Source organism: Aquipseudomonas alcaligenes (assembly GCF_003205495.1).
GTDB lineage: Bacteria > Pseudomonadota > Gammaproteobacteria > Pseudomonadales > Pseudomonadaceae > Aquipseudomonas > Aquipseudomonas alcaligenes_B.
Map to the genome: position 1 here is coordinate 36,353 of NZ_QJRX01000009.1, position 14,889 is coordinate 51,241.

Genomic DNA, 14,889 nt, shown 5'->3' on the forward strand with positions numbered 1-14,889 from the left:
CGCCCGGCTCAGCCGGGCGTTGGAGAGGCTGGTGGCGCTCAGATGCGCTTGGCCTGGGCGACGGCGTTGCCGATGTAGCGCGCCGGGGTGAGCTCTTTGAGTTCCTCCTTGGCGGCTGCCGGCATGTCCAGGCCATCGATGAAGGTGAGCAGCGCCTCGGGGCTGATGCCCTTGCCGCGGGTCAGTTCCTTGAGCTTCTCGTAGGGGTTCTCGATAGCGTAGCGACGCATCACGGTCTGGATCGGCTCGGCCAGGACTTCCCAGCAGGCGTCCAGGTCTTCGGCGATGCGCGCTTCGTTCAGCTCCAGCTTGCCGATGCCCTTGAGGCTGGCCTCGTAGGCAATGACGCTGTGGGCGAAGCCGACGCCGAGGTTGCGCAGCACGGTGGAGTCGGTCAGGTCGCGCTGCCAGCGCGAGATCGGCAGCTTGCTGGCCAGGTGCTGGAAGATCGCGTTGGCGATGCCCAGGTTGCCTTCGGAGTTCTCGAAGTCGATCGGGTTGACCTTGTGCGGCATGGTCGAGGAGCCGATTTCGCCGGCCACGGTCTTCTGCTTGAAGTAGCCGAGGGAGATATAGCCCCACACATCACGATCAAAGTCGATAAGGATGGTGTTGAAGCGGGCGATGGCGTCGAACAGTTCGGCGATATAGTCGTGCGGCTCGATCTGGGTGGTGTAGGGGTTCCATTGCAGACCCAGGTCACCTTCGATGAACTGCTTGGCGTTGGCTTCCCAGTCGATCTGCGGGTAGGCCGACAGGTGGGCGTTGTAGTTGCCCACGGCGCCGTTGATCTTGCCCAGCAGCGGCACGGCGGCCACCTGGGTGATCTGCCGCTCTAGGCGGTAGACGACGTTGGCCAGTTCCTTGCCCAGGGTGGTCGGCGAGGCCGGTTGGCCGTGGGTACGCGACAGCATCGGCACGCCGGCGAACTTGACGGCCAGCTCGCGGATGGCGGCGGCGATCTGCTTCATCAGCGGCAGCAGCACGGTGTCGCGGCCTTCGCGCAGCATCAGGGCGTGGGACAGGTTGTTGATATCTTCGGAAGTACAAGCGAAGTGGATAAATTCGCTGACCGCGGCCAGTTCCGGCAGCTTGGCGGCCTGCTCCTTGAGCAGGTACTCGACGGCCTTGACGTCGTGGTTGGTGGTGCGCTCGATCTCTTTCACGCGCTCGGCGTGCTCGATGGCGAAGTTCTCCGCCAGCTCGTTGAGCAGGGCGTTGGCTTCGGCGGAGAAGGGCGCCACTTCGGCGACGCCTTCATGGGCGGCCAGGCGCTGCAGCCAGCGGACCTCGACCATCACGCGGAAGCGGATCAGGCCGTATTCGCTGAAGATCGGGCGCAGGGCGCTGGTTTTGCCGGCGTAGCGGCCATCGACGGGGGAAACCGCGGTGAGCGAGGAGAGCTGCATGGAGGCGTTCTCGGACAGGTCGGTCAACGAAAAGGGCGCACATCATACATGAAGTCGCCCGTGCTGGCCCGCCCGATTAGCGGGCGGCCGGGCGGCGGGCGATGGACAGCAGGCTGGAGGCGAAGATCAGCGCGGCGCCGATCAGCGAGCTGAGGTCCGGCATCTCGCCCCAGCGCAGCCAGGCGATGACGCCGGCGAAGACGATGGCCAGGTAGGCGAAGGGGCCGATCAGACCGGGCGGCGCCAGGCTGTAAGCCTTGGACATGACGATCTGGCTGACCGTGGCGAGCAGGCCGATCACCAGCAGCAGGCCGAGCTGGTGCGAATCCAGCGGCTGCCAGGCCCAGGTCAGCGGCACGGCGGAGATCAGCGCACTGAACAGCGAGAAGTAGAAGACGATGCGGAAGGCCGGCTCGCTGTCGCTCATCTCGCGGATGGAGACGAAGGCGAAGGCAGCCAGGATGCTGGCCGCCAGGCCGACCAGGGCCTGGCTGTCGAGCAATGCCTGGCTGGGCTTGGCCACCAGCAGCACGCCGACCAGGCCGATGCCGGTGGTGATGAGCATGCGCTTGGTCAGCGGCTCCTTGAGCAGCCACCAGGCCAGCACCGGGGTGAACACCGGCGCCGAGTAGGTGAAGAGCATGGCGTCGGCCAGCGGCAGGTGGGCGATGGCATAGAAGAAGCAGTACATCGCCGCCAGGCCGTAGCCGGTGCGCCACAGGTGCGACCTGATGCGGCCGGTCTTCAGTGGCGCGGCGCCCTTGAGCAGCAGCAGCGGCAGGAAGAACAGCACGCCGACCAGGTTGCGGAAGAACACCACCGACTCGTTGTTGACCCCGCTGGAGACTTCGCGGATGCCCACGCCCATCAGCGAGAACAGCAGGGCGGAGAGCGCCAGCAGCAGGGCGCCCTGTACCGGCTTCACGCTGCGACTGGGGATGCTCACCTCAGCCTCGCAGCAGCGGATAGAGTTCCTTGAGCAGCTTGCCGCGGCTGAACACCAGCTGCCAGCGGTGCCCGCCGAGCTGGCGCCACAGGCGCGCGGAGCGGATGCCGGTGAGCAGCAGGGCGCGCACCTTGGCCGCGACTGCCGGCTGTTGCAGGAAGCGCATGTCGCCATGCACCTGGATGCGCTGGCGGAAGGTGCTGATGGTGTCCTGGTACAGCGCGCCACAGGCGGACACCACGTTGTCGTGGGTCAGGCCGAAGTGTTCGACCTGGTTCTGGATCTGGTCCAGGCGATTGCCGATCACTTGCAGCAGGTCGTCGCGCTTGGCCAGCTGGCGCTCCAGGCCGAGCAGGGCCAGGGCGTAGCGCAGCGGTTCGCGTTGCAGACTGGCCGGATTGCGCTCCAGGGCGCCGACCAGGGCCTTGTAGCCTTCACGCAGGTTGAGGTCGTCGCCGCCGTAGACCTCCAGGGTACTCTTCGGGTCGCGCACCAGCAGGCTGCCGAGCAGGCAGCCGACCTGGGCGTCACTGACCTGGCCGGTACGCGCCAGCTTGTCCACCAGGCTGGCGGCCTGGAACACGGCGGAGAGGGCCAGCAGCTGTTCCTGGGTCGGACTCATGCGTGCGGCGCTCCCTCGGCACAGGGTTCGGCGACTTCGATCACGCCACCGCCGAGACACACCTCGCCGTCGTAGAACACCACGGACTGGCCTGGGGTGACGGCGCGCTGCGGCTCGTCGAACAGCGCGCGGTAGCCGTGCGCGGTCTTTTCCAGGGTGCAGGCCTGGTCGGCCTGGCGGTAGCGTACCTTGGCGCTCAGGCGGCGCGGGCTGGACAGGTCGACCGGGTTGACCCAGTAGATGTCCGAGGCGAGCAGGGCGCGGGAGAACAGCCAGGGGTGGTCGTTGCCCTGGCCGACGATCAGCACGTTGCGGGTCAGGTCCTTGTGCAGCACATACCAGGGCTCGTCGCCGGCGTTCTTCATGCCGCCGATGCCCAGGCCCTGGCGCTGGCCGATGGTGTGGTACATCAGGCCGACATGGCGACCGATCACCTCGCCCTCGGTGGTCTCGATGTCGCCCGGCTGGGCCGGCAGGTACTGCTTGAGGAAGTCGCTGAAGCGGCGCTCGCCGATGAAGCAGATGCCGGTCGAGTCCTTCTTCTTGGCGGTTGCCAGCTGGTACTTCTCGGCGATGGCGCGCACCTGCGGCTTCTCCAGTTCGCCGACCGGGAACAGGGTGCGGCCGATCTGCTCGCCGCCCACGGCGTGCAGGAAGTAGCTCTGGTCCTTGTTCGGGTCGAGGCCCTTGAGCATTTCGCTACGGCCGTCGACATCGCGGCGGCGCACGTAGTGGCCAGTGGCGATCAGGTCAGCGCCGAGCGACAGGGCGTAGTCGAGGAAGGCTTTGAACTTGATCTCGCGGTTGCACAGGATGTCCGGGTTCGGCGTGCGCCCGGCCTTGTATTCGGCGAGGAAGTGCTCGAACACGTTGTCCCAGTATTCCGCCGCGAAGTTGGCGGTATGCAGCTTGATGCCGATGCGGTCGCACACGGCCTGGGCGTCGGCCAGGTCGGTCATGGCGGTGCAATATTCGGTACCGTCGTCCTCTTCCCAGTTCTTCATGAACAGGCCCTCGACCTGGTAGCCCTGTTCGAGCAGCAGGAGGGCGGAAACGGAGGAGTCGACGCCGCCGGACATGCCGACTATCACTCGGGTATTGGCTGGTTCGCGCATGGGGTTCGGGACAGGGTGACTGCGGAAAGCTGGCGATTCTATCAGGAGCGGGCGCTGCTCGGCGAATCAGGCCGGGCCGCGATCGGCCGGGTCGCGGATCAGGCTGAGTGGGTGGCGCTCGCCGGCCAGGTAGTCGTCGATGCAGCGCAGCACCAGTTCGCTGCGCCAGCGCTCTGGCTGGGCGGCCAGTTCCTCGCGGGTCAGCCAGCGCGGGCCGAGGATGCCTTCGTCCAGTGGCGCCTCCGGCAGGTGGCGCAGCGGCCTGGCGGAGAAGCACACGCGCTGGTAGGTCACGCCGTTGCTCGGCGCGGTGTACAGGTAGATGCCGGTGACTGCGGTCAGCTCAACTTCCCAGCCGGTTTCCTCTAGCGTCTCGCGCAGGGCTGCAGCGATGAGACTTTCGTCGGCTTCCAGGTGGCCGGCAGGCTGGTTTAATACCGCCTGGCCGCCGGCCAACTCCTCGACCAGAAGGAAACGGCCCTGGTCTTCGACCACGGTGGCAACGGTGACGTGTGGGGTGAAACGCATTGCAATGAACCTCCGCGAGTCTGCGGCAACTATTGGTCGAGGCTTGGATCGAAGCAATCTGGAGCCAAGCTGCTAGGATTGAAGTCGCCCCAAGAGGGCTTTTTGTAGCGCTGATGTAGTTTGACTACATGTTTGGCGCGAACCCAGTATTCAAGCAGTCTAGGCTGTCGCTGGGCTGTCAGTAAATGGCGAAAAGTGCGTGACTTTCTGTAGAAAAACTACAAGAATGCAGCACCTTTCCGAGACCCAGAAGTATCGTCCGCCGCATTACCCGTGCGGTGGATTGTCAGACCACGAAAACAAACGGAGTCCAGCATGGGATACCAGAAGATCCAGGTGCCTGCGAACGGCGAAAAGATCACCGTCAACGCCGACATGACCTTGAATGTACCGAACAACCCGATCATCCCGTTCATCGAGGGTGATGGCATCGGTGTCGATATCAGCCCGGTGATGATCAAGGTCGTCGACGCTGCCGTTGAAAAAGCCTATGCCGGCCAGCGCAAGATCGCCTGGATGGAAGTCTACGCCGGCGAGAAAGCCACCCAGGTCTATGACCAGGACACCTGGCTGCCGAAGGAAACCCTGGAAGCCGTGCGCGACTACGTCGTGTCCATCAAGGGTCCGCTGACCACTCCGGTCGGTGGCGGCATCCGCTCGCTGAACGTGGCCCTGCGCCAGGAGCTGGATCTGTATGTCTGCCAGCGTCCGGTACGTTGGTTCGAAGGCGTGCCGAGCCCGGTTAAGAAGCCGGGTGACGTGGACATGTGCATCTTCCGCGAGAACTCGGAAGACATCTACGCCGGTGTCGAGTGGAAAGCCGGCAGCCCCGAGGCCGAGAAGGTCATCAAGTTCCTCACCGAGGAAATGGGCGTCAAGAAGATCCGCTTCACCGAGAATTGCGGTATCGGCATCAAGCCGGTTTCCCTGGAAGGTACCAAGCGCCTGGTGCGCAAGGCCCTGCAGTACGCCGTGGACAACGATCGCAGCTCCGTGACCATCGTCCACAAGGGCAACATCATGAAGTTCACCGAAGGTGCCTTCAAGGAGTGGGGCTACGAGGTGGCGCGTGACGAGTTCGGCGCCGAGCTGCTGGATGGCGGCCCGTGGATGCAGTTCAAGAACCCGAACACCGGCAAGACCATCGTGGTGAAAGATGCCATCGCCGACGCCATGCTGCAGCAGATCCTGCTGCGCCCGGCCGAGTACGACGTGATCGCCACCCTGAACCTGAACGGTGACTACCTGTCCGACGCCCTGGCGGCCGAAGTGGGTGGTATCGGTATCGCCCCGGGCGCCAACCTGTCCGACACCGTGGCCATGTTCGAGGCCACCCACGGTACCGCGCCGAAGTACGCCGGCCTGGACAAGGTCAACCCGGGCTCGGTCATCCTCTCCGCCGAGATGATGCTGCGCCACATGGGCTGGACCGAAGCGGCCGACCTGATCATCAAGGGCACCAACGGTGCCATCGCCGCGAAGACCGTGACCTACGACTTCGAGCGTCTGATGGAAGGTGCCAAGCTGTTGTCCTGCTCGCAGTTCGGTGATGCCATCATCGCCCACATGTAAGGCGACGAGTGGTAACAAAAAGGCCGGTCATCTGACCGGCCTTTTTCATTGGTGCTCTTTTCAGGCTTCTACCGGAGTGCTTTGCGGCGCGCTGGCGGTCGCCGGGGTGTCACTGGTTGCCAGAATCGGGCTGATATTCACTGCGTGCAGGCCCTTGGGGCCTTGCAGGATATCGAACTTGACCGCTTGGCCGGCCTTGAGAGTCTTGTAGCCGTCCATCTGGATAGCCGAGTAATGGGCGAACAGGTCCTCATCTCGGCCATCGGCCACGATGAATCCGTAGCCCTTGGCGTTGTTGAACCACTTGACCTTACCGCTGAGCATGCTGACATCCCTCTGCAAAGGACTCCATCACTGGAGTATCATCCACTTCAGCTCCACGCCCGACTTCGGCCATCTTGGCACTAGCCGCGGAGCCCCGATACCCGAGTAGGGTATTCACTGTTTGTAACACTGTTTCGCCTTTAGTCAAGGCACTAGGTCGGACGGCTGAGAAGCCCGTCAAAGTCCGTCTAGCACCACTCTCCGACCGGTCGCGACACCATCAGTTCAGCATGCATTCACGCAGCCAGATTCGACTAACATTCAATCAGCAGCACCCCGGCGAGCACGAGGACGATTCCACCGGCCTGGCCGTGCAGGAGGCGAAGCCGGCGTTGCAGGCGCCGCCCATGTATAAGGTGCTGATGTTCAACGACGATTACACCCCGATGGATTTCGTGGTCGAAGTGCTGGAGTTGTTCTTCGGCATGAACCGCGAGTTGGCGACCAAGGTCATGCTGACGGTCCATACGGAAGGCAAGGCAATCTGCGGGGTGTTCACCCGCGATATCGCAGAGACCAAGGCGATGCAGGTCAACCAGTACGCCCGGGAAAGCCAGCATCCGCTACTCTGTGAGATAGAGAAGGACGGTTGACGCCGTCCCGCTTGGGCAAGAGGTGAAGCTATGTTGAATCGAGAGCTGGAAGTCACCCTCAATCTGGCCTTCAAGGAGGCACGTGCCAAGCGCCATGAGTTCATGACGGTCGAGCACCTGCTGCTTGCCTTGCTGGACAATGAGGCTGCAGCGACCGTACTGCGCGCCTGCGGCGCCAATCTGGACAAGCTCCGGCATGACCTGCAGGAGTTCATTGACTCCACCACGCCGCTGATCCCTCAGCACGACGAAGAGCGCGAGACCCAGCCGACCCTGGGTTTCCAGCGCGTGTTGCAGCGCGCCGTGTTCCATGTGCAGAGCTCCGGCAAGCGCGAAGTGACCGGTGCCAACGTGCTGGTCGCCATCTTCAGCGAGCAGGAGAGCCAGGCCGTGTTCCTGCTCAAGCAGCAGAGCGTGGCCCGCATCGACGTGGTCAACTACATCGCCCATGGCATCTCCAAGGTGCCGGGCCATACCGATCACCACGAGAGTGAGCAGGAGATGCAGGACGACGAGGGCGGCGAGTCCTCGACCTCCGGCAATCCGCTGGATGCCTACGCCAGCAACCTCAACGAGCTGTCGCGCCTGGGGCGCATCGATCCGCTGGTCGGCCGCGAGCACGAGGTCGAGCGCGTGGCGCAGATACTCGCGCGGCGGCGCAAGAACAACCCGCTGCTGGTGGGCGAGGCCGGCGTCGGCAAGACCGCCATCGCCGAGGGGCTGGCCAAGCGCATCGTCGACGGCCAGGTGCCCGATCTGCTGTCCGAGAGCGTGGTCTATTCCCTCGACCTCGGCGCGCTGCTGGCCGGCACCAAGTATCGCGGCGACTTCGAGAAGCGCTTCAAGGCGCTGCTCAACGAGCTGCGCAAGCGCCCGCACGCCATCCTGTTCATCGACGAGATCCACACCATCATCGGCGCCGGTGCGGCCTCGGGCGGGGTGATGGACGCCTCCAACCTGCTCAAGCCGCTGCTGTCGTCCGGCGAGATCCGCTGCATCGGCTCCACCACCTTCCAGGAGTTCCGCGGCATCTTCGAGAAGGACCGGGCCCTGGCGCGGCGCTTCCAGAAGGTCGACGTCACCGAGCCGTCCGTCGAGGACACCGTGGGCATCCTCAAGGGGCTCAAGGCGCGCTTCGAGCAGCACCACCACATCGAATACAGCGACGAGGCACTGCGTGCGGCGGCCGAGCTGGCGGCGCGCTACATCAACGACCGCCACATGCCGGACAAGGCCATCGACGTCATCGACGAGGCCGGCGCCTACCAGCGCCTGCAGCCGGAGGAGAAGCGCGCCAAGCGCATCGAGGTGGCCCAGGTCGAGGACATCGTCGCGAAGATCGCGCGCATCCCGCCGAAGCATGTCAGCAGCTCGGACAAGGAGCTGCTGCGCAACCTGGAGCGCGACCTCAAACTCACCGTGTTCGGCCAGGACGCGGCGATCGACTCGCTGTCCACCGCCATCAAGCTGTCGCGTGCCGGCCTCAAGGCGCCGGACAAGCCGGTTGGTTCCTTCCTCTTCGCCGGTCCGACCGGTGTCGGCAAGACCGAGGCCGCCCGCCAGCTGGCCAAGGCCATGGGCATCGAGCTGGTGCGCTTCGACATGTCCGAGTACATGGAGCGCCACACTGTGTCGCGGCTGATCGGGGCGCCACCCGGCTATGTCGGTTTCGACCAGGGCGGCCTGCTTACCGAGGCCATCACCAAGCAGCCGCACTGCGTCCTGCTGCTGGACGAGATCGAGAAGGCCCACCCGGAAGTGTTCAATCTGCTGCTGCAGGTGATGGACCACGGCACCCTGACCGACAACAACGGGCGCAAGGCCGACTTCCGCAACGTGATCCTGATCATGACCACCAACGCCGGGGCGGAGACCGCGGCTCGCGCGTCGATCGGCTTCACCCAGCAGGACCACTCGTCCGACGCCATGGAAGTGATCAAGAAGAGCTTCACGCCGGAGTTCCGCAACCGCCTGGATACCATCATCCAGTTCGGTCGCCTGAGCCACGAGACCATCAAGAGCATCGTCGACAAGTTCCTCACCGAGCTGCAGGCGCAGCTGGAGGACAAGCGGGTGCAGCTGGATGTCACGGATGCGGCGCGCGGCTGGCTGGCCGAGCATGGTTACGATGCGGCGATGGGCGCGCGGCCGATGGCACGGCTGATCCAGGACAAGATCAAGCGGCCGCTGGCCGAGGAGATCCTGTTTGGCGAGCTGGCCGAGCATGGCGGGGTGGTGCACATCGACCTGGTCGATGGCGAGCTGCACTTCGAGTTCGAAACCACGGCAGAGCCGGCCTGACGGTCGGCACTGCAAACGAAAACGCCCGGCAGTGCCGGGCGTTTTTGCATTCGGGATCGTCGTGCGATCAGCGGGCGCGGTAGGTGATGCGGCCCTTGCTCAGGTCGTAGGGCGTCAGTTCGACGCGGACCTTGTCGCCAGTCAGAATGCGGATGTAGTTCTTGCGCATCTTGCCGGAGATGTGCGCGGTAACGACGTGCCCGTTTTCCAACTCCACACGGAACATGGTGTTGGGCAGGGTGTCGACGACAGTACCTTCCATTTCGAAGCTGTCTTCTTTCGACATGCAGTAAAGCCCTCGGTATCCAAAGATTGGCCTGGCGCATGGGTGCCCAGGCAAAAGCGGCGTGCATTGTGCCCGAAAAGGGGGAGGGCCGCCAAGTGGCTGGGTGGCTGCGGGTATTGCGTTCAGGTCAGGACGACCCAGCGCTGGTTGACGAACAGCTCGATGGGACGGTACTGGGTCTTGTAGCTCATCTTTCGGCAGTTCTTGATCCAGTAGCCGAGATAGACGGCCTGCAGGCCCAGGCGCGCGGTCTCGCCGATCTGCCAGAGTATGGCGAAGCGCCCCAGGCTGCGACGCTCCTCGGCCGGGTCGTAGAAGGTGTAGACCGCCGACAGGCCGTTGGGCAGCACGTCGGTAACGGCCACGGCAACCAGACGGCCGGCCAGGCGGAACTCGTAGAAGCGGGCGAACGGCAGGTCGCGGACCAGGAAGGTGCTGAACTGGTCGCGGCTCGGTGGGTACATGTCGCCGTCGGCATGGCGCTGTTCGATGTAGCGCACGTAGAGGGCGTAGTACTCCTCGTTGAACGCCGGACGCACGGCCCTGACCTGGATGTCGGCGTTGCGCTTGAGAATGCGCTTCTGCTGGCGGGTGGGAATGAACTGGTCGGCGGGGATGCGTGCCGGCACGCAGGCGGTGCAGCGCTGGCAGTGTGGGCGGTAGAGGTGGTCGCCGCTGCGGCGAAAGCCCATTTCCGACAGTTCGGCATAGACCTGCACATCCATGGGCTGGCTGGGATCGAGGAACAGGGTGGTGGCCTGTTCCTCGGGCAGATAGCTGCATGGATGTGGCTGAGTGGCATAGAACTTGAGGCGAGCCAGCTCGGTCATGGTCGATCCTCGGGGAACCCCTGGGGCAAGTGTATGCCAGCCTACTGGCGCCTACCACATGCCGCAGTCACGGCCGCCAGTCGGCGGCGCTGGGTTGGTCCAGGTAACGTTGCAGATAGGCCGCGAATTCCTGGCGGGCGATGGGGCGGGCGCCGAAGCTGTGCAGATGCTGGGTTGGCATCTGGCAGTCGATCAGGGCGAAGCCCCACTCGCGCAGCTTGCCCACCAGGGTGGCGAAGCCGACCTTGGAGGCGTTGTCGGTGCGGCTGAACATGGATTCGCCGAAGAACAGGCGGCCCATGGCCAGGCCGTAGAGGCCGCCGACCAGTTGATCGCCGCCCCAGACTTCCACCGAATGGGCGAAGCCGCGACGGTGCAGTTCCAGGTAGGCGGCGCGCATCGAGTTGGTGATCCAGGTGCCGTCGGCATAGTCGCGCGGCCCGGCGCAGCCATCGATGACGGCGGCGAAGTCCTGGTCGAAGGTCACCCGGAAGCGCTGCTGGCGGAGCAGCTTGGCCAGGCTGCGCGACAGGTGGAACTCCTCGGGCAGCAGCACGGTGCGCGGGTCCGGCGACCACCAGAGCAGCGGCTGGCCTTCGCTGAACCAGGGGAAACAGCCGTGCCGGTAGGCGGCGATCAGGCGTTCGGCGGACAGATCGCCGCCAGCCGCCAGCAAGCCATTGGGCTCGCGCAGGGCGCGCTCCAAGGGCGGGAATTCCAGCGAGTCGCGCTGCAGCCAGGTCAGCATGGAGGAGGGCAGGGCGGGCGATTGGCCCGCCCCTGGGCTCAGGCGTCGAGGTACTTCTCGGCGTCCAGTGCGGCCATGCAGCCGGCACCGGCCGAGGTGATGGCCTGGCGGTAGACGTGGTCGGCGACGTCGCCAGCGGCGAACACGCCCTCGATGCTGGTGGCGGTGGCATTGCCTTCGTTACCGCCCTGGATGAGCAGGTAGCCGTCGCGCATTTCCAGCTGGCCCTGGAACAGCTCGGTGTTGGGCTTGTGGCCGATGGCGATGAATACGCCGGCCAGCTGCAGCTCCTTGGTGCTGCCGTCGGCGGTGCTCTTCAGCCGCACGCCGGTCACCCCGGTGTTGTCGCCCAGCACTTCGTCCAGGGTGTGGTTCCAGTGCAGGCGCACGTTGCCGTTGGCGGCCTTGTCGAACAGCTTGTCCTGCAGGATCTTCTCCGAGCGCAGCTTGTCGCGGCGGTGGATCAGGTGCACTTCCTTGGCAATGTTGGACAGGTACAGGGCTTCCTCGACGGCGGTGTTGCCGCCGCCGACCACGCAGACCACCTGGTTGCGGTAGAAGAAGCCGTCGCAGGTGGCGCAGGCGGACACGCCCTTGCCGGCGAAGGCCTCCTCGGACGGCAGACCGAGGTACTGGGCGCTGGCGCCGGTGGCGATGATCAGGGCGTCACAGGTGTAGGTGCCGCTGTCGCCCTTGAGGGTGAAGGGCTTGCTCTGCAACTCGGCGGTATGGATGTGGTCGTAGACGATCTCGGTGTCGAAGCGCTCGGCATGCTCCTGCATGCGCTGCATCAGCGCCGGGCCGGTCAGGCCGTGGACATCACCCGGCCAGTTGTCGACTTCGGTGGTGGTGGTCAGCTGGCCGCCGGGCTGGATGCCGGTGATGACGACAGGCTTGAGGTTGGCGCGGGCGGCATAGACGGCGGCGGTATAGCCGGCCGGGCCGGAGCCCAGGATGATCAGGCGTGAATGCTTGACTTCGCTCATAAAAAGACCCCATAAGCCTTTGTCACAAAAGAGAATGCGTGCTCCAATTGGGCGGCGCGCAAGGGATAGCCGGGTATGCTACACCGAAGCGGGACGGGCCGGCAAAACGGCCCTTGGCCTGGCGTGATACCTGTAAATTTGTACAATAGTCGCCTCTTTGAGTTGTCCTATCGATAGTTGGGCGCGCCCAGGGCGCAGGAACGGCAGCGTTTTGAAGAATTCCAGTACAGCAGCCCAGGTTCCGGCCTGGCGTCAGCAATTGCATTACCGCCTCAAGGAAGGTGCCCTGATCGCGCTCGGCGCGCTCTGCCTGATCCTGTGGATGGCCCTGCTGACCTACGACCAGAACGATCCGGGCTGGAGCCATACCAGCAGTACCCAGCAGGTGCAGAACGCCGCCGGTCGCGCCGGCGCCTGGTTCGCCGACATCCTGTTCATGGCCCTGGGCTATTTCGCCTATCTGTTCCCGCTGCTGCTCGGGGTGAAGACCTGGCAGGTGTTCCGCAACCGCCACCAGCCCTGGCAGTGGAGCGGCTGGCTGTTCTCCTGGCGGCTGATCGGCCTGGTGTTCCTGGTCCTGGCCGGCGCCGGCCTGGCCTATATCCATTTTCATTCCGCGGCCGGCATGCCGGCCTCCGCCGGTGGTGCGCTGGGCGAGAGCCTCGGCCAGCTGGCGATCAACGCTCTCAACGTGCAGGGCAGCACCCTGCTGTTCCTGGCCCTGTTCCTGTTCGGCCTGACCGTATTCACCGACCTGTCCTGGTTCAAAGTGATGGACTTGACCGGCAAGATCACCCTCGACCTGATCGAGCTGGTGAACAGCCTGATCACCCGTTGGTGGGAGGCCCGCCTGCAGCGCAAGCAACTGGTGGCCCAGTTGCGGGAAGTCGACGAGCGCGTCAGCGAGGTGGCCGCCCCCGTGGTGAGCGACCGTCGCGAGCAGGCCAAGGTCAAGGAGCGCTTGATCGCCCGCGAGGAGTCGCTGAGCAAGCACATGGTGGAGCGCGAGACCCGCGTCGCCCCGGTGATCGCGCCGCCACCGCCGCCCAAGGCCGCCGAGCCGAGCAAGCGCGTGCTCAAGGAAAAGCAGGTGCCGCTGTTCGAGGATGCCGCCGTGGCCGGCACCCTGCCGCCGATTTCCATCCTCGACGTGGCCGAGAAGAAGCAGAAGAGCTTCTCGCCCGAGTCGCTGGAAGCCATGTCGCGCCTGCTGGAAATCAAGCTCAAGGAGTTTGGCGTCGAGGTGGTGGTGGAGTCCGTGCATCCGGGGCCGGTGATCACCCGCTTCGAGATCCAGCCGGGCGTGGGCGTCAAGGTCAGCCGCATCTCCAACCTGGCCAAGGACCTGGCGCGTTCGCTGGCGGTGATCAGCGTGCGGGTGGTGGAGGTCATCCCGGGCAAGACCACCGTCGGCATCGAGATTCCCAACGAGGACCGGCAGATCGTACGCTTCTCCGAAGTGCTGTCGTCCAGCGAGTACGACGACGCCAAGTCGCCGGTGACCCTGGCCCTGGGCCACGACATCGGCGGCAAGCCGATCATCACCGACCTGGCCAAGATGCCGCACCTGCTGGTGGCCGGTACCACTGGTTCCGGTAAGTCGGTGGGGGTCAACGCCATGATCCTGTCGATCCTGTTCAAGTCCACGCCGGAAGAGGCGCGGATGATCATGATCGACCCGAAGATGCTCGAACTGTCCATCTACGAAGGCATCCCGCACCTGCTGTGCCCGGTGGTGACCGACATGAAGGAAGCCGCCAACGCCCTGCGCTGGTCGGTGGCCGAGATGGAGCGCCGCTACAAGCTGATGGCGGCCATGGGCGTGCGCAACCTGGCCGGTTTCAACCGCAAGGTGAAGGATGCCGAGGAAGCCGGCACGCCGCTGCACGACCCGCTATACAAGCGCGAGTCGATGGACGACGAGCCGCCGTACCTGAAGACCCTGCCGACCATCGTGGTAATCGTCGACGAATTCGCCGACATGATGATGATCGTCGGCAAGAAGGTCGAAGAGCTGATCGCCCGTATCGCGCAGAAGGCGCGTGCAGCCGGCATCCACCTGATTCTCGCCACCCAGCGCCCGTCGGTGGACGTGATCACCGGCCTGATCAAGGCCAACATCCCGACCCGCATGGCGTTCCAGGTCTCCAGCAAGATCGACTCGCGCACCATCCTCGACCAGGGTGGCGCCGAGCAGCTGCTGGGCCACGGCGACATGCTCTACCTGCCGCCCGGCACCGGCCTGCCGATTCGCGTACACGGTGCTTTCGTCTCCGACGATGAAGTACACCGTGTGGTCGAGGCCTGGAAGCAGCGCGGCGCGCCGGACTACATCGAGGACATCCTGGCCGGCGTCGAAGAGGCCGGCAGCGGCTTCGAGGGCGGCGGCGGTGGCGAAGGTGGCGAGGGCAGCGAGGAAGACCCGCTGTATGACGAGGCCGTCGCCTTCGTCCTGGAGAGCCGCCGCGCCTCCATCTCCGCCGTGCAGCGCAAGCTGAAGATTGGCTACAACCGCGCCGCGCGCATGATCGAGGCCATGGAAATGGCCGGCGTGGTGACCCCGATGAACACCAACGGCTCGCGCGAAGTCATAGCGCCGGGGCCGTCCCGCGACTGAATTGAGAGGATT

The 14,889-nt window shown here is 64.8% G+C and carries 14 protein-coding genes; 4 read left to right on the top strand and 10 right to left on the bottom strand.

The features are described 5' to 3' along the window. Positions 1–38: 38 nt before the first annotated feature. The 5 genes from purB to DMO17_RS16640 form a co-directional block, all read right to left on the bottom strand. Positions 39–1,409, bottom strand: a complete 1,371-nt coding sequence (purB, locus tag DMO17_RS16620) for an adenylosuccinate lyase (protein ID WP_110683596.1) — start codon at positions 1,407–1,409, stop codon at positions 39–41. Positions 1,410–1,485: 76 nt separating this feature from the next. Next, a complete protein-coding gene (locus DMO17_RS16625) occupies positions 1,486–2,355 on the bottom strand; it encodes a DMT family transporter (protein WP_110683597.1) in 870 nt (289 codons plus the stop codon). A 1-nt stretch (position 2,356) separates the two neighbouring features. After that, positions 2,357–2,977: a high frequency lysogenization protein HflD gene (hflD, locus tag DMO17_RS16630; RefSeq protein WP_110683598.1), complete on the bottom strand. Its 621-nt coding sequence runs from the start codon at positions 2,975–2,977 to the stop codon at positions 2,357–2,359. Next, positions 2,974–4,092: a tRNA 2-thiouridine(34) synthase MnmA gene (gene mnmA / locus DMO17_RS16635; RefSeq protein ID WP_110683599.1), complete on the bottom strand. Its 1,119-nt coding sequence runs from the start codon at positions 4,090–4,092 to the stop codon at positions 2,974–2,976. The genes hflD and mnmA overlap by 4 nt, the downstream gene beginning before the upstream one ends. A gap of 66 nt (positions 4,093–4,158) precedes the next feature. Next, positions 4,159–4,620, bottom strand: coding sequence for an NUDIX hydrolase (locus DMO17_RS16640; protein WP_110683600.1), 462 nt, complete (start codon positions 4,618–4,620; stop codon positions 4,159–4,161). A gap of 315 nt (positions 4,621–4,935) precedes the next feature. Here DMO17_RS16640 and icd point away from each other — a divergent pair, with 315 nt between their 5' ends. Then, positions 4,936–6,192 (top strand): NADP-dependent isocitrate dehydrogenase, encoded by a 1,257-nt coding sequence (gene icd / locus DMO17_RS16645; protein WP_110683601.1) that lies wholly within the window; start codon positions 4,936–4,938, stop codon positions 6,190–6,192. Positions 6,193–6,252: 60 nt separating this feature from the next. On the opposite strand, the gene cspD is transcribed toward icd, so the two are convergent. Further along, positions 6,253–6,516 (bottom strand): cold shock domain-containing protein CspD, encoded by a 264-nt coding sequence (gene cspD / locus DMO17_RS16650; protein WP_110683602.1) that lies wholly within the window; start codon positions 6,514–6,516, stop codon positions 6,253–6,255. Between the two features lie 230 nt (positions 6,517–6,746). Here cspD and clpS point away from each other — a divergent pair, with 230 nt between their 5' ends. Beyond that, on the top strand, positions 6,747–7,109 hold the full coding sequence (gene clpS / locus DMO17_RS16655; RefSeq protein ID WP_110683603.1) for an ATP-dependent Clp protease adapter ClpS: 363 nt from the start codon (positions 6,747–6,749) through the stop codon (positions 7,107–7,109). A gap of 30 nt (positions 7,110–7,139) precedes the next feature. Further along, a complete protein-coding gene (gene clpA, locus DMO17_RS16660; RefSeq protein ID WP_110683604.1) occupies positions 7,140–9,410 on the top strand; it encodes an ATP-dependent Clp protease ATP-binding subunit ClpA in 2,271 nt (756 codons plus the stop codon). Between the two features lie 67 nt (positions 9,411–9,477). Here clpA and infA read toward each other — a convergent pair whose 3' ends face one another. The 4 genes from infA to trxB all read right to left on the bottom strand — a co-directional run bounded on the left by infA (position 9,478) and on the right by trxB (position 12,260). Next, positions 9,478–9,696: a translation initiation factor IF-1 gene (gene infA, locus DMO17_RS16665; protein ID WP_002553999.1), complete on the bottom strand. Its 219-nt coding sequence runs from the start codon at positions 9,694–9,696 to the stop codon at positions 9,478–9,480. Positions 9,697–9,818: 122 nt separating this feature from the next. Beyond that, positions 9,819–10,526 carry an arginyltransferase gene (locus DMO17_RS16670; RefSeq protein WP_110683605.1) on the bottom strand — a complete coding sequence of 236 codons (708 nt, stop codon included), beginning with the start codon at positions 10,524–10,526 and terminating at the stop codon, positions 9,819–9,821. Between the two features lie 67 nt (positions 10,527–10,593). After that, positions 10,594–11,274 carry a leucyl/phenylalanyl-tRNA--protein transferase gene (aat, locus tag DMO17_RS16675; RefSeq protein WP_110683606.1) on the bottom strand — a complete coding sequence of 227 codons (681 nt, stop codon included), beginning with the start codon at positions 11,272–11,274 and terminating at the stop codon, positions 10,594–10,596. A 38-nt stretch (positions 11,275–11,312) separates the two neighbouring features. Then, the gene (trxB, locus tag DMO17_RS16680; protein ID WP_110683607.1) at positions 11,313–12,260 is read right to left on the bottom strand and encodes a thioredoxin-disulfide reductase; all 948 of its coding nucleotides are present in this window, start codon (positions 12,258–12,260) and stop codon (positions 11,313–11,315) included. Positions 12,261–12,471: 211 nt separating this feature from the next. On the opposite strand from trxB, the gene ftsK reads away from it, so the two are divergent. Further along, a complete protein-coding gene (gene ftsK / locus DMO17_RS16685) occupies positions 12,472–14,877 on the top strand; it encodes a DNA translocase FtsK (protein WP_394335640.1) in 2,406 nt (801 codons plus the stop codon). Positions 14,878–14,889: the final 12 nt, after the last annotated feature.